The sequence below is a fragment of the Embleya sp. NPDC059213 genome, assembly GCF_042754445.1.
Taxonomy (GTDB): domain Bacteria; phylum Actinomycetota; class Actinomycetes; order Streptomycetales; family Streptomycetaceae; genus Embleya.
The window spans coordinates 1-19,003 of the sequence record NZ_JBHZAV010000177.1; the positions used below are offsets into that span (position 1 = coordinate 1).

The 19,003-nt window shown below is 70.3% G+C and carries 14 protein-coding genes; 7 read left to right on the plus strand and 7 right to left on the minus strand.

What is annotated here, in order from left to right:
* Positions 1-742: 742 nt before the first annotated feature.
* From ACFXMF_RS38475 to ACFXMF_RS38490, 4 genes are all read right to left on the minus strand, one after another.
* Positions 743-940 carry a DUF397 domain-containing protein gene (locus ACFXMF_RS38475; RefSeq protein WP_360323625.1) on the minus strand — a complete coding sequence of 66 codons (198 nt, stop codon included), beginning with the start codon at positions 938-940 and terminating at the stop codon, positions 743-745.
* Positions 941-943: 3 nt separating this feature from the next.
* Positions 944-1,825 carry a helix-turn-helix domain-containing protein gene (locus tag ACFXMF_RS38480; RefSeq protein ID WP_379992257.1) on the minus strand — a complete coding sequence of 294 codons (882 nt, stop codon included), beginning with the start codon at positions 1,823-1,825 and terminating at the stop codon, positions 944-946.
* A 247-nt stretch (positions 1,826-2,072) separates the two neighbouring features.
* Positions 2,073-3,410, minus strand: coding sequence for a cytosine deaminase (gene codA / locus ACFXMF_RS38485; protein WP_379992256.1), 1,338 nt, complete (start codon positions 3,408-3,410; stop codon positions 2,073-2,075).
* 132 nt (positions 3,411-3,542) lie between these two features.
* The gene (locus ACFXMF_RS38490) at positions 3,543-5,072 is read right to left on the minus strand and encodes a purine-cytosine permease family protein (RefSeq protein WP_379992255.1); all 1,530 of its coding nucleotides are present in this window, start codon (positions 5,070-5,072) and stop codon (positions 3,543-3,545) included.
* Positions 5,073-5,112: 40 nt separating this feature from the next.
* On the opposite strand from ACFXMF_RS38490, the gene ACFXMF_RS38495 reads away from it, so the two are divergent.
* The 7 genes from ACFXMF_RS38495 (at position 5,113) to ACFXMF_RS38525 (ending at position 14,417) form a co-directional block, all read left to right on the plus strand.
* Positions 5,113-6,702: a PucR family transcriptional regulator gene (locus ACFXMF_RS38495; protein ID WP_360323633.1), complete on the plus strand. Its 1,590-nt coding sequence runs from the start codon at positions 5,113-5,115 to the stop codon at positions 6,700-6,702.
* Positions 6,703-6,979: 277 nt separating this feature from the next.
* Positions 6,980-7,768, plus strand: coding sequence for an LPXTG cell wall anchor domain-containing protein (locus ACFXMF_RS38500; protein WP_360323635.1), 789 nt, complete (start codon positions 6,980-6,982; stop codon positions 7,766-7,768).
* Positions 7,769-7,954: 186 nt separating this feature from the next.
* Positions 7,955-8,881: an SDR family oxidoreductase gene (locus ACFXMF_RS38505; RefSeq protein WP_379990595.1), complete on the plus strand. Its 927-nt coding sequence runs from the start codon at positions 7,955-7,957 to the stop codon at positions 8,879-8,881.
* Positions 8,882-9,143: 262 nt separating this feature from the next.
* Complete coding sequence (locus ACFXMF_RS38510; protein ID WP_379990594.1) at positions 9,144-10,352, plus strand: CaiB/BaiF CoA transferase family protein; 1,209 nt, start codon at positions 9,144-9,146, stop codon at positions 10,350-10,352.
* Entirely contained in the window at positions 10,349-11,884 is a 1,536-nt protein-coding gene (locus ACFXMF_RS38515; RefSeq protein ID WP_379990592.1) for a carboxyl transferase domain-containing protein, read from the plus strand. The genes ACFXMF_RS38510 and ACFXMF_RS38515 overlap by 4 nt, the downstream gene beginning before the upstream one ends.
* Positions 11,885-12,160: 276 nt before the next feature.
* Complete coding sequence (locus ACFXMF_RS38520; RefSeq protein WP_360323643.1) at positions 12,161-13,129, plus strand: carbamate kinase; 969 nt, start codon at positions 12,161-12,163, stop codon at positions 13,127-13,129.
* A gap of 163 nt (positions 13,130-13,292) precedes the next feature.
* Complete coding sequence (locus ACFXMF_RS38525; protein WP_360323645.1) at positions 13,293-14,417, plus strand: ring-opening amidohydrolase; 1,125 nt, start codon at positions 13,293-13,295, stop codon at positions 14,415-14,417.
* 72 nt (positions 14,418-14,489) lie between these two features.
* Here the strand turns inward: ACFXMF_RS38525 and ACFXMF_RS38530 are convergent, their stop codons facing one another.
* From ACFXMF_RS38530 to ACFXMF_RS38540, 3 genes are all read right to left on the minus strand, one after another.
* The gene (locus ACFXMF_RS38530) at positions 14,490-15,104 is read right to left on the minus strand and encodes a hypothetical protein (RefSeq protein ID WP_379990590.1); all 615 of its coding nucleotides are present in this window, start codon (positions 15,102-15,104) and stop codon (positions 14,490-14,492) included.
* A 12-nt stretch (positions 15,105-15,116) separates the two neighbouring features.
* The gene (locus ACFXMF_RS38535; protein ID WP_360323649.1) at positions 15,117-15,743 is read right to left on the minus strand and encodes a hypothetical protein; all 627 of its coding nucleotides are present in this window, start codon (positions 15,741-15,743) and stop codon (positions 15,117-15,119) included.
* Between the two features lie 12 nt (positions 15,744-15,755).
* The coding region (locus ACFXMF_RS38540; RefSeq protein WP_380021028.1) for an RHS repeat-associated core domain-containing protein at positions 15,756-19,003 on the minus strand (3,248 nt) is incomplete at its 5' end.

Genomic DNA, 19,003 nt, shown 5'->3' on the forward strand with positions numbered 1-19,003 from the left:
GAGGGGTGGGGGTCGGGTCGAGTCCGCCGGGGGGCCTTTCCGGGTGGGTGGGGGCGAGAGCGCGAAGGTGCGGTGGGCGAAAAGGGCGCGAAGCTTCACGAAACCGGATCTCGTGCGGTGGTTCGAAGCCTTGAGTTTCGGTGACCTGCGGTTTTGCCCCGCCGGCGTGGAAAGTTGGCTGTCGCGTGCCGGTTTCGTGTGCCTCAGCCCTCCCAACGCCGTTGGGAGAGACCGAAACTGCCGGGTCGAGTCGGCCTCACACCCTCCGACCTCACGCAAACCACCGAGGACAACCAATACTGCCCCGGTGAGGGCTTGGCGGGTGCCGAAACCGGATCCCAAGGCGCCCGAAACAGCCCCCTTCCCCCACCGACCTGCGGTTTTCTCTCGCCCCGGCACCACAGCACCTCACGCGATCCGGTTTCGTGAACCTTCACCACTCACGCACCCACCGCACCTCCGCACGCTCGCCCCCACACCCCCACCGCACGGCGAAACGCCCCCCTACGCAGCTTCGCGCTCTCGCCCCCACCCACCCGGAAAGGCCCCCCGGCGGACTCGACCCGACCCCCACCCCTCCCCGCCGCTGCCAGCCGCCTTCCCGCCGACCAAAGCGCACGTCCCGTCGGGAACCCCCACCCCCGGCGGCCACTACGCCGGCGGCGGCCCACTCCACGAATCAGCCCGGCCCCGACCCCGCAACCAAAAGCCCAACGCCCGCCGTGAACACCCCACCGACTTGTCAGGCGTGGGGCGGTGGGTTGGTGGTCTTCAGGGTGGCGAGGAAGGGCGTCCAGGTGGCTTTGCGGAAGAGGAAGGTGCCCTGGGCAGGGGCCTTGGAGTCGCGTATGGAGATGGCGTCGTGGAGGGTGTGGGATCCTTCGACGCAAGCTTCGTCAGGACGGCTGTGGGTGGACTTGAACCAACTACTCGTGGGCATGGATCAAAGCTCCTCGATTGTCACGCGAATCATGTCCAAGCTGTCGTGGGGGCTCAGGGAAAGACCCAGGAGGTCGCTGAAAGCGCGCTCGTACTCATCGACGACAGACGCGTATCCGATCAGCGCACGGCTGGGCATGTTCTCCAGGTAGACGATCGGCTCCGAAGCGGAGACTTTGGTGAACCGGAAGAGGCTGAACGAACAGGCCATGCTGTTGTGGAGTCCCGCGCTGTATGGAAGCACCTGCACACGCACGTTGTGGAGGGTCGAGACCTCAGCGATGTGTCGGAGCTGTTCACGCGTCGCCTCCCGGCCCATTGCCCGGCGACGAAGCAGGGACTCGTTGAGAATGAAGTAGGACTCCAAGGGCTTCTCTTCTCGGAGCAGCAGTCCCTGGCGTGCCGTGCGGGCCGCTACCCGTACCTCGATCTCCTCGGAACTGAACCTCATCGGCGCTGCCCTGTGGGTCTCCCGGGCGTAGGTCGCCGTCTGAAGCAACCCGGGCACATACTCCGACGCGTAGACACGCACCGAGGCCGCCGAAGCCTCGATTCCGATGAAGGCGTGCAGCCCCGGTCGGACGCTGGGCTGATCCCTGGGCTCGTCCCACCGGTCCTGCTTCGTTTTGGTCACTGTGGCGTAGGTGTTCAGAAGGGACCGCGTGTCGGGATCCGCCCCGTACAGGGCGCAAAGCGCCGCAGTGTCGTCCGGCTCGACGACCACGTTGTCCCCGCTCTCCAACCGGGTGAGCTTCGACGGGCTCCACAGGAGTCGCTTCGCCACCTGGCCTGACTTCAGGCCGGCGTCACGGCGCAACCGGCGTAGTTCCGCGCCGAGTTGCAGACGGCACAGGGCCGGTGTGGCCGATTCGATGTCTTCCATCATCTTTCGTTCCTCCGCACACGATTTCAGTGTCTCGGCGAACGTCCAGCCCCGGCAAGAACGTTCTGCGCCACAGCGGGAATTACCGTGCACGAGTGCAACTTCGGAGCATTTCGTCCCGGTGATTCCGCCGTCATGCTATTGGCCGAAACTCACCCATGGTCGCCGAATCAACGCATTGCGTGATCATGGGTGGAGGTGTGTGCGATGGGCCCGGATCGGCCCGGCCGCCGTGACCGGGCCGACTTCGTCAGGGTCGGCCGAAGTCCACATCCTCCGGCTCCCGGCCGGGCCAGGTCAGGCGGGTCGGGGTGGCCGGGGTCACGGCCACGAGCCGGCCGCGCGAGATCACGTGGCTCGGGCGGATCTGGCGGCGGAGTACATCGAAGGGCGAATCGGCGGGCAGGAGCAGGAAGTCGGCCGGGCGACCGACGGCCAGGCCGTACCGCTCGCCCACATCGAGTACCCGGGCCGCCCGCTCGGTGACCATCGCGAACACCTCGTCCATCTCGTCCTGCCCGGACAACTGCGCGGCCAGGATGCCGGCGTGCGCGACCTGGATCGGGTTGGCCGTGCCGAGCGGGAACCACGGGTCCATCACGTCGTCGTGGCCGAACGCGACGTTGACCCCGGCCGCCAGCATTTCCTTGACCTGGGTCAGACCGCGCCGCTTGGGGTAGTCGTCGAAGCGGCCCTGGAGGGTCAGGTTCACCATCGGGTTGCAGACCAGGTGGATGCCCGAACGGGCCACGATCCGGCGGAGCTTGCGGCTGTAGGCGCCGTTGTACGAGCCCATCGCGGTGGTGTGGCTGGCCGTCACGCGCTGCCTCAGGCCGGTGCGGTGCGCGAGCGTGGCGACCACCTCGACGAAGCGGGACTGCTCGTCGTCGATCTCGTCGCAGTGCACGTCCACCATCAGGCCGTGTCGCTCGGCCAGTTCGAAGACGATCTGCAACGAACGCACGCCGTCCTCGCGGGTGTCCTCGAAGTGCGGGATCGCGCCCAGCGCATCGGCGCCCGCCTCGACGGCGCGGGCCATCAGCCGCTCGCCGTCCGGGAAGGAGACGATGCCCTCCTGTGGGAAGGCCACCACCTGGAGGTCGAGCACGTCGCGCACCCGCTCGCGCAACTCCACCAGGGCGTGCAGCGCGGTCAGTTCGGGGTCGGTGACGTCGCAGTGGCTGCGCACGTGCAGCACGCCGTTGGCGACCTGCCAGCGCAACACCTGTTCGGCGCGCGCCAGTACGTCCTCGCGGGTCAGCATCGCCTTGCGCTCGGACCAGCGTTCGATGCCCTCCCACAACGTGCCGGAGGCGTTCCAGCGTGGTTGACCGGCGGTCAGCGCGGTGTCGAGGTGGATGTGCGGCTCGACGTAGGGCGGGGTGATCAGGGCGCCGGCGGCATCGAGGACGGGGCCGGACGGGGGTGTGCCGCCGGTGGGGGTGATGCCGGTGATGACGCCGGCCTCGATCGCGATGTCCACGCGTTCCGGGCGGCCCGGGAGTCGGCAGTCGGTCACGGTGCGGATGTCGTCCTTGCCCTGCATGTCGGATCGCTCCAGGGGGTCACGGTGGATTCGTTCGGTCATTGCGCGCTGTCGGCTACTGCCCGTTCTCGGTCGCTGCCGGCTGTCGACCACTGCCCGCTCTCGGTCACTGCCGGCTCTCGGTCACTGCCCGTTCTCGGCTACTGCCCGCTCCCGGTCACTCCCCGCTCCCGGTCACTGCGCGGCTCGTTCGCGGCGGCCGAGCAGCAGGTACAGGCCGCCCGCGACCAGTGAGCCGGCCAGCCAGGACAGGTCCACCTTGCCGATCGCCTCGGCCCCCGGGCCTTGCAGCGCCTGCGGCACGCCGTACTCGAAGCACCAGGTGGCGACCATGCCGCACACCAGTGCGACGATCGCCGACCAGCGCACGTCGGCGAACAGGCCGCGACGCGGCGCGGCGAACAGGGCGGGTACGTCGATGCGCTGCCGGGCGAACACGTAGAAGTGCACCAGCATCACGGCGGCCCACGGCGCGACCCAGGTGACCATGCCCGCGAGCCAGGTGTCCAGGGTGTGCGCCAGGCTCGCCCGGAAGACCAGGAAGAGGGTGAAGACGGTGGCGAACGCACCCACCAGACAGGACAACACGCGCCGGGAGACCTTGATGTCCAGGGTCTGGGCGCAGAGCGAACAGCTGTACAGGTTGAGGATGTTGGTCGCGATCGGCCCGTGCAGGACCAGGAGCAGCACCGGGATGGCCAGGCCGCCGAACGAGTCGACGATCAGTCGGCCCGGGTCGGCCTTGGCGTTGACCGTGGCCAGCGAGGCGCCGAGTACGCCGAGCCAGACCACCGGAAGGAACTGGCCGAGCACGCTGGCCGCGTAGAGCCTGCGTCGGGAGGTGGTGCGCGGGACGAAGCGGGAGTAGTCCGAGGCGTAGGCGAACCAGGTGATGCCCCAGCCGACGCCGATCGCGGTCATCACCGTGCTCATCGCCGACCAGCGGTCGCCGCCGCTCAGCGTGCTGGTGTGGCCCCAGTCGATGTCCAGCCGGGTCCAGGCCACCACGGTCATCGCGGCCAGCACCACCAGGGTGGCCGGCACCGTCCAGCGCTCGAAGCCGGCGATCGCGCCGAAGCCGGACGCGGCGATCGCGATCTGGACGGCCATCACCACCAGGACGACCACGACCTTGGTGCCGTTGCCGCCGACGTAGCCGACGCTGTCCAGCAGGGCCATCACCAGGTCGAGCACGATCCAGGTGTTGATCGCACACCAACCGGCCGAGATCACCCCCTGGACGGCGGCGGGCAGATACGCGCCGCGCCTGCCGAAGGCGGCCCGGGCCAGCACCATCTGGGTCACCCCGGTGCGCTGGCCCATCAGCACGAACAGGCCGAAGACGCCCATGCCCACCAGGTTGCCGACGATCAGCACCAGCACGGTGTCCAGCAGGCCCAGGCCGAGCACGATGCCCAGGGCACCGAGCACCCAGTTGATCGGCGCGATGTTGGCACCGGCCCAGATCCAGAACTGGTGCGCGGGGGTCGAGTCGCGGGCCTCGTCGGGGACCGGTTCCAGCGACTGGGTGTGGTCGAGGGCGGCCGGTGTGGGGCGGGGCGGTTGCGCGGGTTGTTCTTCGAGGATTGCCACGGAGACCTCCGGTGGGGCGGAGCGGAGCACGGTGGTGGGTGCCGGCGAGCGGCGGCGGGCCGGGCCGATCACCGAAGGTTCCTCGGCCCGGGAGGTCGTGACAACGGACACGGTGACCGGGATACTGGCGCATCTTCCGGACGGAGTGTCCATGACCCTGGGTCTACGCGAGGTCCTCGACCATCCGGTGATGCGCCGGGCCGACCCGGTCGTACCGGATCCGCGGGCCGAATTGGATCGGCCGGTCCGCTGGGTGCATTCCAGTGAGATCTACGAGATCGCGCCACTGTTGCGCGGCGACGAACTGCTGCTCACCACGGGTCTGGGCCTGGCCGGTCGGGACGCGGGGGAGCGGCGGCGCTACATCGTCGACCTCGCGGCGGCGGGGGTGGCCGCGGTGGCGTTCGAGGTCGGTCGCACGTTCCGCGAGGTGCCGGCGGACGTGTTGCGGGCGGCGGCTCGGGTGGGGTTGCCGCTGGTGGTGCTGCGTGGGGTGGTGCCGTTCGTGGAGATCGCCGAGGCGGTCAACGCGGCCATCCTCGACTCGGCGGTGACCCGACTGCGGTACGTCAACGAGATCGTCCGGATCCTGTCCGGCGTGCTCGCGCGCGGCGCGGGGGTGGACGAGCTGACCCGCACGTTGTCCCGACTCACCGATCGGCCGGTGGTGTTGGCGGGGATCGACGGCACGATCACCGCGTGGGCGGGTACGGACACGCCGACCGAGGCGGTTGCGGGGGCGGTCGCGAGTGCCGGGGTGGAGCTGCGCGGGGCGTTGTGGGGGCGGTTGTCGCTCGGTGCGGCGCGGCCGTGCGACTCGGCGCGGCTCGACGGCGACGGTCCTGCGGAGGCCGGGGCGTGGTCGGGCGCGGCGGCGGTCGAGGTGGTGGCGGAGGTGGCGGAGCACGCGGCGCGGGTGTTCGCGCCGGCGCTGTTGCGGCTGGCGGATCGGGACGGGTGGGTCGGGCGCGAGCGGCGCGAACTCGTCGAGGGCCTGCTGGGCGACGCGCTGCCGGCGCGGGAGGTGGCGGCGCGGTTGACGGTCTGCGGCCTGGTCCCGGCCGGGACGGCGGCCTGGGCGAGCGTGGCCCTGCACCTGTCGGATCCGGTGCGCGCGGTGACGGCGCTGTACGAGGGCGTGCGGGCGTGCGGCGGCCGGGGGTTGGTCAGCGACGGGCCGGGCGGCGCGTACGCGCTGATCGCGCTTGACCGGGACACGCACGTCGCGGAGCTGGCCGCGCGTCTGGGGCTGCCGACGGTGGTGGGCGACGAGCCGACCGCCGCGCTCGGGCCGTTGGTGCGCGATGTGGCCCGGGTCGGGCACAGCCTGCGCGCCGCGCGGGACACGTTGCGGCTGGCCCGCCGGCTGCGGCCGGTGCGGTCCGGGGTCGTCGCGGACACCGTGCTCGCCGACGCGTGGGCGCTGGAGCGGGTGCTGGACCGGCTGACCCCGGAGGAGCTGGCCGATCTGGTCGAGGACCAACTCGGCCCGCTGCTCGCCTCGGACGCCGCCCGCGGCACCGGGTTGGTGGACACCCTGGAGGCGTACCTGCGCTGTGGCTGCTCCAAGACCGAAACCGCCGGCGTGTTGTTCCTGCGGCGCCAGTCGGTGCACCAACGGCTCGCCCTGATCGAATCCCTGCTGCGGGTCAGCCCCGACGCGCCCGATCGCCAGGGTCCGCTGCGCGCCGCCCTGACCGCCCGCGATCTGCTGATCACCCGAGGTGCACATCCGACATGACGCACCCACCCGGCTATCGCCGTGTTGGTGGAAATTGTTATATCCGAGCCCGGTGTCCAAAGCGGAGAACGACTGCCATTCGGGACAGTTCGATCTTGACGAGGGGCTCGGCGGGGTGGGAATCTCGGCTGCCCTCATCGAGGGTCTTTTCGGTCCCGGGGGGGGACGAAGCGGTCTCTCGGGCGAGCGCGTCGAACGGTCTCGGTGGCGATTCTCGGATCGGGTGACCCGAGCGATCCTCCGGGATGCGATTCAGTCCTGCGCCAGAGGAATCACCATGTCTTCGTCCTCCACGCTTGCCCGCTGGGCTGCCGTGTTCGCCATACCGTCGCTCGTCGTGGCGGCCGGCGCGGCGCCGGTGTTCGCCGCCGGCGGCACGTACACCGTGAACATGCACCAGTCGCTCCCGCAGACCGCCAACGGCAACGGGGTCTCGCACGGTTCCTGCCCGGAAACCATCCCGACCGACCAGGACGGCTGGCACTTCGTACTGCCCGCGAACCAGACGGTCTTCGTCAAGCTGACCGTGACGTTCCAGCCGGGCGGCCAACAGGTGATCACCGACTTCGGTCCCCCCACCGGCAAGCACGCGTACGTGGCATCGCCCGCCGGCGCCAAGTTGACGTCCGCCGTCGCCGAGGTCAAGGGCGGCAGCGTCGACTGGTTCAACCTGTCCCACACCTGCCCCGCCAAGACGAAGCCCACCACGCCCCCGACCACCACCCCGCCGACCACCACGCCCCCGACCACCCAGCCGCCGACCACGGCTCCGCCGACGACGACGCCCCCGACGACCGGCACGCCGTCGACCTCGGCCCCGGCGACCACGGCGCCCCCGACCACCACGACGCCGTCGACCGGAACCCCGTCGTCGTCCGCGTCCTCGTCCGCCACCTCCTCCGCGACCGCGACGGCCACCAAGCCCGCGACCACCACCGGCGGCGGGGGCGGCGGCTCGCTCGCCCAAACCGGCGGCATCGCCGTCGGCGGCCTCCTCGCCGTGGCCGCAGCCCTCGTCGGCGGCGGCCTCCTCCTCCGCAAGCGCCGCGGCAACCACTCCGCCTGACGCCCGGAACGCCTCGAACGAAGCGCCCCGCCGAGCCGATGCCCGGCGGGGCGCCCACCCCCACAACCTGCGCCTCGGCGGACGGTTGTGGGGGTTTTGACTTTGGCAGGTTGTGACGAGGTTCGGGGGGTGGGTTGGGGGAGGGGGATGGTGCAGCGGGGGGTGGGCCGTGCCTAGCTTGAGGGCATGATCTTGATTACCGGGGCGGCGGGGAAGACCGGGCGGGCGCTTACCTGGGCGTTGGCGGAGCGCGGGGCTCGGGTGCGGGCGTTCGTGCGGCGGCCCGAGCAGGTTGCCGTGGCGCTGGCGGCGGGGGCGGCCGAGGCGGTGGTGGGGGACGTGGCCGTGTCGGCGGACCTGGACGCGGCGCTGCGCGGGTGCGCGGCGGTCTATCACATCGCGCCGAACGTGCATCCGGACGAGCCGGCCATCGGGCGCGGCGTGATCGCGGCGGCCCGGCGCAACGGGGTGGGGCGGTTCGTGTTCCATTCCGTGCTGCGACCGCAGTTGCGGGCGATGCCGCATCACGAGGCGAAGGCGCGGGTCGAGGAGGCGCTGTTCGAGTCGGACCTCGCGGTGACCGTGTTGCAGCCGGGGCCGTACCAGCAGAACACCCTCGACGCCCGGGACACGATCGTTCGGATCGGCGACTTCGCGGTGCCCTACCGGGTGGACGCGCCGTTCGCCGCCGTCGATCTGCGCGATGTCGCGCAGGCGGCGGCCGCGGTGTTGTGCGAGGACGGGCACGAGGACGCGGTGTACGAGCTGGCCGGCCCCGAGGCATTGACGCCGCGGCAGATCGCCGGGCACCTGGCCGAGGTGTTGGGCCGCCCGGTGACCGCGCGTCGGATCGACCCGCGCGACTGGTGCGAGAGTGCCCGTGCCGGTGGCCTGTCCGGCTATGCGCTGGACACCCTGACCGCGATGTTCGCGTTCTACGACCGGCACGGCCTGACCGGCAACCCGCGCACCCTGGCCGCGTTGCTTGGTCGCACGCCGACCCGCTTCGTGGACTTTGCCCACCGGGTGTTCGGGCCCGACGACGCGCACTACGCGGCGGGCTTCCAACCCCAAGTATTGCCAAGCGAGCGCGATTCGTTGGGCAGTAACTGACGGCGAGCAATGCCTCCGGGCCGCTTAGTTTGGACGCATCCGGTCCCGGACCCGCGTTCCGCCCCGGAACACCGCAGACCACCGCGCGGCGCGCTCGAACACGACTGCGCGCCTCGCGCACCGGAAGCCCGCACACCCGCACCACCACCAGGCACCAGCACCACGCACCAGCACCACGCACCAGCACCACGCGTCACGCACCGCACGCCACCGGGATGCGCGGACGCGCAATGCCGCACACAGCAGAAAGGGGTGTTTCGACGTGAGCGGACCGCTCTGCGACCTCGTCGTGCTCGACCTCTCCCGCGCCCTCGCCGGCCCGCACGCCGCGATGATGCTCGGCGACATGGGCGCCCGGGTCATCAAGGTGGAGAACCCCGACGGCGGGGACGACACCCGCGGCTGGGGCCCGCCGTTCGTCGGGGCGGAGGACGCGCGCGAGTCGACGTACTTCCTGTCCTGCAACCGCAACAAGGAATCGATCGTCCTCGACCTGAAGACCGAGCAGGGCCGCGAGACGCTGGCCCGCCTGATCCGGCACAGCGACGTGCTCGTGGAGAACTTCCGCACCGGCGTGCTCGATCGACTCGGCTTCCCGATGGAGGAGCTGACCCGGCTCAACCCGCGCCTGGTGGTGCTGTCCATCACCGGCTTCGGGCACGACGGTCCGCAGGGCGGCCGACCCGGCTACGACCAGATCGCCCAGGGCGAGGCCGGCCTGATGAGCCTGACCGGCCCCGGCCCGGACGACCCCACCCGAATAGGCGTGCCGATCGGCGACCTGTTGGCCGGGATGTACGGCGCCTACGGCGTGGTCGCCGCGCTGCACGAGCGCGAACGCACCGGCCTGGGCCGAGTGGTGCGCACCTCGCTGCTCGCCGCGATCGTCGGCGTACACGCCTTCCAGGGCACCAACTACACCGTGGCCGGCCAGGTCGGGCACGCCCAGGGCAACCTGCATCCCTCGCTCCAGCCCTACGGCTCCTACCGCTGCAAGGACGCGATCATCCAGGTCGCGGTGGGCAGCGAGAAGTTGTGGGCCCGGTTCGCGCCGATGGTCGGCCTCGCGGTGGACGACGCGCGCTTCGCGATCAACGCCGACCGGGTGGTCAACCGGGCCGAACTCGCGGACGCGATCAACGCCGCGTTCGCCGAGCGCGCCGTGGACGAGTTGTTGCCGGAACTGGCCGCCGCGGGCATCCCGGCGGGCGAGGTGCGCACCATCGACCGGGTCTACGAGTGGGACCAGACCAAGTCGCAGGGTCTGCTGCTCGACGTCATGCACAGCACGCTCGGACCGATTACCCTGCCCGGCCCGCCGATCCGCCTCGACGGCGTGGGCGACGGCCCGGCCGACGGCGGTCGGCGCCGGCACGAGGCTCCGCCGACGCTGGGCCAGCACACGGACAGCGTGCAGGCGTGGCTCGACGCCGAGGACGCCCGCGCCCTGCACGCCGCGCGGCGCGCGTGAACACCGCGCCCGGGCCGGCGACCGCACCCGGATCGACCCGGCGCCCCCGCGTCGGTGCGCACGAGCTGATCCGCCTGGTCCTGGACCCCGACACCTGGACGAGTTGGGACGCCGCGCCGCACCGTCCGGAACGGTTGGACGCGGGCTACCTCGACGAACTGCGCGCCGCCGAGGCCAAGAGCGGTGTGGACGAGTCCGTGGTCACCGGGGAGGGGCGGATCAGGGGCCGCCGAGTCGCGGTGGTGGCCTGCGAGTTCGGCTTCCTGGCCGGCTCGATCGGGGTGGCCGCGTCCTCGCGCCTGGTCGCCGCGATCGAACGTGCCACCGCCGAACGGTTGCCGCTGGTCGCCTCGCCGACCTCGGGCGGCACCCGCATGCAGGAGGGCACGGTCGCCTTCCTCCAGATGGTACGGATCAGCGCCGCGGTCGCCGCACACAAGAGCGCCGGCCTGCCGTACCTGGTCTACCTGCGCGGGCCCACCACCGGTGGTGTGCTCGCTTCGTGGGGCTCGCTCGGCCACGTCACCGCCGCCGAACCCGGCGCGCTGATCGGCTTCCTGGGCCCGCGCGTGTACGAGGCTCTGCACGGGCAACCCTTCCCCGAGGGTGTCCAGGTCGCGGAGAACCTGTACGCGCACGGCCTGGTGGACGCCGTCGTCGAGCCCGATCGGCTCGGCGAAGTGGCCGCACGTGTCCTGGACATCGTCACCGCCCCACGCGAACAACTGCCCGACGTCACGCCGTTGCCCGTCGAGGACCTGGCCGACGTACCGGCCTGGACCTCGGTCGAACTCTCCCGTCGGGCCGAACGCCCGGGCGCCCGCGCCCTGTTGCGACACGCCGCGAGTGCGGTGGTGCCGCTGCACGGCACCGGCCAGGGCGAGAGCGACCCCGGTCTGCTGCTCGCGTTGGCCAGGTTCGGCGGCGCGCCGTGCGTGGTGCTGGCCCAGGACCGGGCCCGGCAGTCCAGTCACGGCCCGTTCGGCCCGGCCGGCCTGCGGGTGGCCCGGCGCGGCATGCGGCTGGCCGCCGAACTCGACCTGCCGCTGGTCAGCGTCGTGGACACCGGCGGCGCGGCGCTGAGCCGGGAGGCCGAGGAGGGCGGGTTGGCCGGCGAGATAGCCCGCTGCCTGGCCGAGTTGGTCACCCTGCCGACGCCGACACTGTGCCTGCTGCTCGGGCAGGGCGCGGGGGGCGGCGCGCTCGCGCTGTTGCCCGCCGACCGGGTGTTGTGCGCCCAGCACGGCTGGTTGTCGCCGCTACCGCCCGAGGGCGCGTCGGCGCTGCGCTATCGCACGCCGACCCGGGGCGCGGAGATCGCCGCCGCGCAGGGCATCCGGTCGCTGGACCTGCTGCGCGACGGGGTGGTGGACAGGATCGTGGCCGAGCGGCCGGACGCCTCCGACGAGCCGGACGCGTTCCTGGCCCGGTTGGCCCAGGTGTTGGAGTACGAATTGGTCGGCCTGCTGCGCCGACCCACGGCCGAGCGGCGCGCGGCGCGGCTGGAGCGGTACGCACGACTGGGGTGTTGAGGGCCGCGAGAGCTTTTCGGGCCCGTCCGGGGCTCCTCTGGGGCTCGTTCGGGACCCGTCTGGGCTCGTCCGACGCCAAGCGGCCCGAGCGTGACGCCCGAGCCGCTCGCGTGCGACCCGCCCGTAGCGCGTACCGCTCGGCAAGTTCTGCCAGATCGATCGGGTTTTGTGGTCAATAGACTCCCAAGCCATCGACCTGGTCATCCGCCTAGAGTCCCAAGTCCCGGACGGGACGCCGGGACTCCCGCGTACGACAGGAACAGGAGAGTTCGACACATGCCAACTCCCCGCACCGGGAGCGACACCGGGCGAGTACTCATCGCCCTCGGCGGCAACGCCATGACGGGACCGGACGGCAGCGCCACTCCCGACGCCCAGCGCGCCGCCGTCGCGGTGGCGATGGAAGCGGTGGCCGAGCTCATCGCCTCCGGCGTCGAGGTGGTGCTCACCCACGGCAACGGCCCGCAGGTGGGCAACCTGCTGGTCAAGAACGAACTCACCGCACACGTCGTGCCGCCGGTGACCCTGGACTGGTGCGGCGCGCAGACCCAGGGCACCCTCGGCTTCACCATCGTCTCCGCCCTGGAGGCCGCGCTGCGGCGTCGTGGGCAGACGGCGCGGGTGGCGGCGCTGGTCACCCGCACGCTCGTGGACGCCGCCGACCCGGCGTTCGCGCACCCCACCAAGCCGGTCGGCCGGCATCTGCCGCAGACCGAGGCGGAACGCTTCGTCGCGCTCGGCCAGCACTGGGAGGACCGAGGCGCGAAGGGCTGGCGGCGGGTCGTACCCTCGCCGGATCCGCTGGAGGTGCTCGACGCCTCGGCCATCTCGACCCTGGTCGGGGCGGGCTTCGTCACGGTCGCGGCCGGTGGCGGCGGCATCCCGGTGGTGCGTGACCCGGACGGCGCCGAGCGCGGCGTGGAGGCGGTCCTGGACAAGGACCTCACCGCGGCCCTGCTCGCCGCGTCGGTGGGCGCGGACGTGCTGGTGATCGCCACCGACGTGCCGAACGCGATGCTCGACTACGGCACCGCGAACGAACGGGTGATCGGCCGGGTCACCCCCGAGGAACTGCGCGAGCATGCCGCGGCCGGCCAGTTCGCCGGGGGCAGCATGGGGCCCAAGGTCGAGGCGGCGGTGCGCTTCGTCGAGAAGGGCGGCCGGCGCTCGGTGATCACGTCGTTGGATCGCATCACCGCCGCGGTGGCGGGCGAGTCCGGGACGGTCGTGGAGTCGGGCGCGTAGCGGCCCGGCGGCCCGGCCCGGCGTATCGGGGCGGCCGGGGTCGACGGCGTACAAACAGGGAAGACAACCGCACAGCAGGCGCGGCAGCCGACCGCGTGACCGGCGCGGCAACCGACCGCGTGGCGTACGCGGCAGCGAACCGCACAGAACTCAGCGAACTCCAATGAACGAGGTGGAACGAGTGCCCAGGCCGATCGAGGTTCACAAGGTCGCCATCGAGAGCGTCACCGACGCGTCCGGATTGGCCAAGCTGATCGACGACGGCGTGTTCGCCGCGGACGACGTGCTCGCCGTCATCGGCAAGACCGAGGGCAACGGCGGGGTCAACGACTACACCCGCATCCTGGCCGACCGCGCCTTCCGCGAGGTGCTGGTCGCCAAGGGCAAGCGCTCCGTCGAGGAGGCGCAGCAGGTCCCGCTGGTGTGGTCCGGCGGTACCGACGGTGTGATCTCCCCGCACGCGACGGTGTTCGCGTATGCCCCGGAGAACCGCTACCAGCCCACCGACGAGCCGCGTGTGTCGGTCGGCGTGGCGATGAGCGAGCAGATCCTGCCCGAGGACATCGGCCGGGTGCCGATGGTGGAGAAGGTCGCCGCCGGCGTACGCAAGGCGATGGCCGTCGCGGGCATCACCGACCCGGCCGACGTGCACTACGTGCAGACCAAGACGCCGCTGCTGGTGCTGGACACCATCAACGACGCCAAGGCGCGCGGGTTCGACGTGTGGACCGAGGACACCCTCAAGTCCATGGACGTCTCCAACTCCACCACCGCACTGGGTATCGCGGTGGCGCTCGGCGAGATCGAGCTGCCGACGGCCGAGCAGATCCACCGCGACCTGTCGCTGTACTCGTCGGTGGCGTCCTGCTCCTCCGGCGTCGAGCTGGACTGCGCGCAGATCGTCGTGGTCGGCAACGTGCGCGGCGTGGGCGGTCCCTTCCGGGTCGGCCACGACGTGATGCGGGACGCGCTGGACGCGGACGGCATCTGGTCGGCGATCCGCTCGGCCGGCCTCGATCTCCCCGAGCGCCCGCGCACCTCGGACCTCGACGACCGCCTGGTCAACGTGTTCCTCAAGTGCGAGGCGGACCCCAGCGGCAGCGTGCGCGGTCGGCGCAACATCATGCTCGACGACTCCGACGTGCACTGGCACCGCCAGATCAAGGCCACCGTCGGCGGCGTGACCGCGTCCGTCACCGGCGACCCGGCCGTGTTCGTCTCGGTCGCCGCGGTGCACCAGGGCCCCTCCGGCGGTGGCCCGGTCGCGGCCATCGTCCGGATGGACTGACGCACACCGCGCAACCCACCGCCGGCCACCGCCTTTCGTCCCGGGGCGGTGGCCGGCGGCATCGGCACACCGTCAACCACCCTCACCACGAAGCAACGCCGCAGCCATCTCCGCTCCGTAGCCGAGCCGGGGGCGGGAGTGGTCGAGTTGGACGTCACGAAGAACACGTAGAGCCTCGACCCGGTCGAGTTCGGGCCACTGCCCGGCCACCGCGAACCGGACGGCGACGTCCTCGGCTTCGGCTGCCTCGCGCAGCAGCGCATCCCCGCCCGGTAGCTCGGATATCGCCCCGATGATCCGACCGAGGCCCGCTTCGGTGAGTACGTCCCCGTCCCGGGGCCCGGATTCGATGGCCGTCACGTGGGTAAGCGCCACACTCCACAGCGCCTCCCGCAACTCCCGAAGCGACCTTTCCGCCGGCCCGCCGGGAAGCAGCCTCGCCACGAACTCGTCGACCTGCCCGCTGCGTTCGAGCTCGGCGAGCAAGACTCTCCGTCGCGCACACCGGGTGCGCAGACCCAACTGAGAGCGGAATTTCTCCGACTCCTCCTTGGTGATCCCGACGAGATCCTCGAATGCCTGGTCCGTCACATCGCCGGGGAAAAGTAGCAGGACGTTGAGAACGGTTTTCAGTTCGATCGGATCCACGGACAGCAGGTACCTGCCGTCACGAAACTCGGCGTCCATCCGCTACTCCTGTCAGTCCTTGGTCGCTTGGCCGTCCTCGCCACGAAGCAACGCCGCAACCATTCGCGCGGGATAGCCGAGGAGAGGACGGGAGTTGTCGAGTTCGAAGTCATGAAGGACGCGCAGGGCCGTGCTTCGGTCGAGTTCCCGCCATTGCCCGGCCACCGCGAACCGGACGGCGGCATCCTCGGCTTCGGCTGCTTGTCGCAGCAGCGCCTCTCCGCCGGGCAGTTCGGATATCGCTGCGATGATCCGACCAACGCCGGCCTCGGAAAGTACGTCCTCTTCCAATGTTCCGAATTCGACGGCCTTCACGTGGGTACGCGCGGCACTCCACAGGGACTCGCGCAGCTCAGGGAGCGACCTCCCGGCCGGCCCGGGAAGCAGTCCCGCCACGAACTCGTCGACCCGCCCGGCGTGTTCGAGTTCGGCGAGCATGACCTCCCGCCGCGCACTCCGGGTGCGGAGATTCAACTGCGAGCGGAATTTCTCCGACTCCTCCTTGGTGATCCCGACGAGATCCTCGAATGCCTGGTCCGTCACGCTGCCAGGGAAAAGCAGCAGGACGCTCGAAATGGTCCTCAGTTCGATCGGATCCACGGAGAGCAGGTACCTGCCGTCACGAAACTCAGCGTCCATCCGCTGCTCCTATCAGTCCTTGTATTTACTCAGCCATTCTTGCCATTCGCCGGGCGTCATGGAGCGGGCCGTCATCGAATAACTGTTCTTGGAGATGATCACCAGTCGCGAATCCGGGTCGTACCAGGCTCTCTGCCCGCCTCGCACACTGTAGCCGGGGCTGCTGTTCTGGACGTCGTCGAGATACTTTGCGACCGCATCCCGATTCGCCATATCCACGCCGGGTATGCGGTGGTTGTCGTTTCCGCGTGCGATTTCGTCCTGGAGATGGGCCGCTCCCTGTTCGGCTGCATCCGAATGATCGCCGAGTTCATAGGGTGCAAGCCCGAACGGATCGTAACCCGTGAGCGGATTGACGACATAACCGTGGTGGTTGGGAGCCACCGCCAACCCCAAGGGGTCGGTGCTCTGATAAGATATCGAATCCGGTTTATAATACCGGAATAGATTGTAGCTGGAATCGGTTTCCGTGTCGTGATATTGACCGGGAAACCGAAACGGACAGTCGACCGTGTCGACAGTCGCGGTGGATACACCCCAGAGCGTCGAGCGCAGTTGCCACACGATCTCCCGGTCGACGGACACCAACTCCGTGGGCGTACCCACCAGGTCGGTGACGATGGCGTGGAAGCGCCGATCGATCTCGTCCTGTGTTTCGTTCCCCGGGTCGGTGCGAGCCCGGATCGTGCGGTTGGTCTGGGTCAAGGGGTGGTGACCGGCCGGATCGTGTTCCCAGGTGATGATCTCGGTGTCGGTCGACTGCTCGGCCAGTCGGGTGCCGTCCCACGTGAAGGTGATCCTCTCGACGACGTCGCCGCCGGCCTCGACGCGCCGCCGCTTCTCCGTCCGGCGGCCGAGTGCGTCGTACACGTACTCCCAGTACTCGCCGGTCGGCGTCGTGGTGTTCGTGAGGCGGTCGTCGGCATCCCAGGCGAAGATCCACGTCTTCGTCCCGCCCGAGAGCGTCTTGCGGGTACGACGGACCACGCGTCCCTGGTCGTCGTGGATCTGCCGGGTGCGTCCCGCGCGATGGAGCAGGGTGCCCCGGACGACCCGTTCGCCGTGGGAGTCCGTGTCCGTGCCGGGCCAAACCGCGTCCGTCGCATTGCCTGCGGCGTCATACGCATAGCGTTCCGACCAGTTGCGCCCGTGTACCGCCGTCACTCGGCCCACCGGGTCGAGGTCGTAGGTGCGCAGGCCGGTGGCCTGGTCGTCCACGGATGTGACGAAGCCGTCCGCCCGATAGGTGTATTCGCGGTGGGTCAGCCGGTCGGCCGTCGCGCCGGCGGGATCCAGTACGGCTGCCATGCGCGGTCGTGACTCACCCGCGCTGAGGGACCGCGTGCTCAGCCGACCGTTGATGTCCCAGGTCGTGTCGAGACGCAGGTTCGCCCCGAAGTCCCGGCCGACCTCCCGACCGGCTTGGTCATAGGAGAAGACCATTGTCTCGCCCGCCGTGGTCAGCGCGGTCGGCCGACGACCGGTATCCCAGTGCCATTCGGCAAGCGTCCCGGTCGGGGTTTCGCGCCGGGTTCGTCGGCCGCCCGCGTCGAAGGTGTTGGCCAACACCCGGCCGTTGCTGTGCTCCGCAACCACCCGACCGAGCACGTCGCGCTCCAGCACGAGGTCCACGTCCGGGTTCGTCGCTCGAACCAGTCGGCCGCAGGAGTCGTATTCGAAGGTGGTGACCCGGCCGGTCGCCTCGTGCCGACGGGAGAGCTCGCGCCCCATCGCGTCATGCGTGAACGAGATCGGTTCGGCCGCCCCGTTGCTGCGCAGGGTCAGGCGGCCCGACTGGTCGTGCCGGTAGGTCACCTCGCGGCCGTTGAAGTCGGTCTCGGCGATCAGCCGTCCGACGGGATCGTACTCGTACGTCCAGGTGTTCCCGTGTGGATCGGTGACCTCGGTCAAGCGCAGTTCGGTGTCGTAGGCGAACTCGTACCGCACGCCGTCGGGACCGGTGCGGGCGGTCGGCAAGTCGAAGTGAGTCGTCTCGAAGCGGGTGAGTCCTCCTGCCGCGTCGCGTTGCTCGACAGGATTGCCTTCGCCGTCCAAGGTCCATGTCTGTCGGGTACCGTCCGGCCGCTCGCGCCAAGCAGGTCTGCCCTCGACGGTCCACCCTTGGCGCGTCACCGCCCCATCGGGGGCGATCACCGCGACCACCCGTCCCCACGCGTCGTGTTCGTACGAGGTGACGGCGCCGGACGGTTCCATCACCCGGACGAGCATGCCCGCGTCGTCGCGCGTCAACGTGGTCGTCGCGCCGAGTTCGTCGGTGATCGCGGCGACGTTGCCGTGTCGATCCTCGTCGTACGTGGTGGTGTGGCCGGCTGCGTCCGTCGAGGCGAGCAACGTTCCACGGGCCGAGTACGACCGGGATCGCACCGAACCGTCCGGGCCGATCAGGCGTACAGGAAGGCAGAGCGTGTCGTCGTACTCCGCCGATACTCGCGTGCCGTCCGGACGGACGACCTCCGACACGTTCCCCAAGCCGTCATACGTGTATCGGGTCGTGTGCCCGCAGGCGTCGGTGACGGCCAAGAGTTGATGGCTACGATCCCACTCCCGAACAACGCTGTGGCCGAGGGGGTCGGTGATGCGCTCGACCTGCGACCACTTGTTGTAGGTGTACCTGGTGACGTCGCCCAGGGAGTTGGTGTGGGAGGTGACGCGACGTGTCTCGTCGTAGGCGAACGATCCGTTCAGGTACCCGTCGGATCCCCGCGCCCGAACACATCGCCCCGCCGTGTCGTACTCGTAGTGATACTCGCCACCGTTGCGGTCCCGCCACGACGTCATCCGATGTTCGTCGTCGTAGGTGAAGCGCTGAGCCTCCCCTGAGGAGTCGAACACCTCGGTCAGGTCGCCTCGATTTCCGTACCCGAAGCGAGCCAACACCACCTCCTCGCCCACCGCGGTCAAGTGGCTCTCGGGATGGGTGTCGAGGAGTCGCAAGGCGACTATTCGACCCGACTTCGTGTCCACACCGATGTGCCGGCCGCCGTTGTGCCGGATTCCGATCAGCGTGCCCGCGTCGTCGTAGTCGAGCGCGATCGCGTTGCCGTTGCGGTCGACCATCGATTCGAGGACGAAGATGCTCGATCGCTCGATCGGGCGAAACGTGAGCCCGACCCCGAGCTTCGGCTGCCCGATGACCACGGTGCCCTCCGGCTCGCCGTCCCAGGCCAGTGGCCACCGCGAGCCGCCGTGCGGGAGGACGAAGCGATCCGGCTCCGGCATCGGGTAGTGCAGGATCGCCC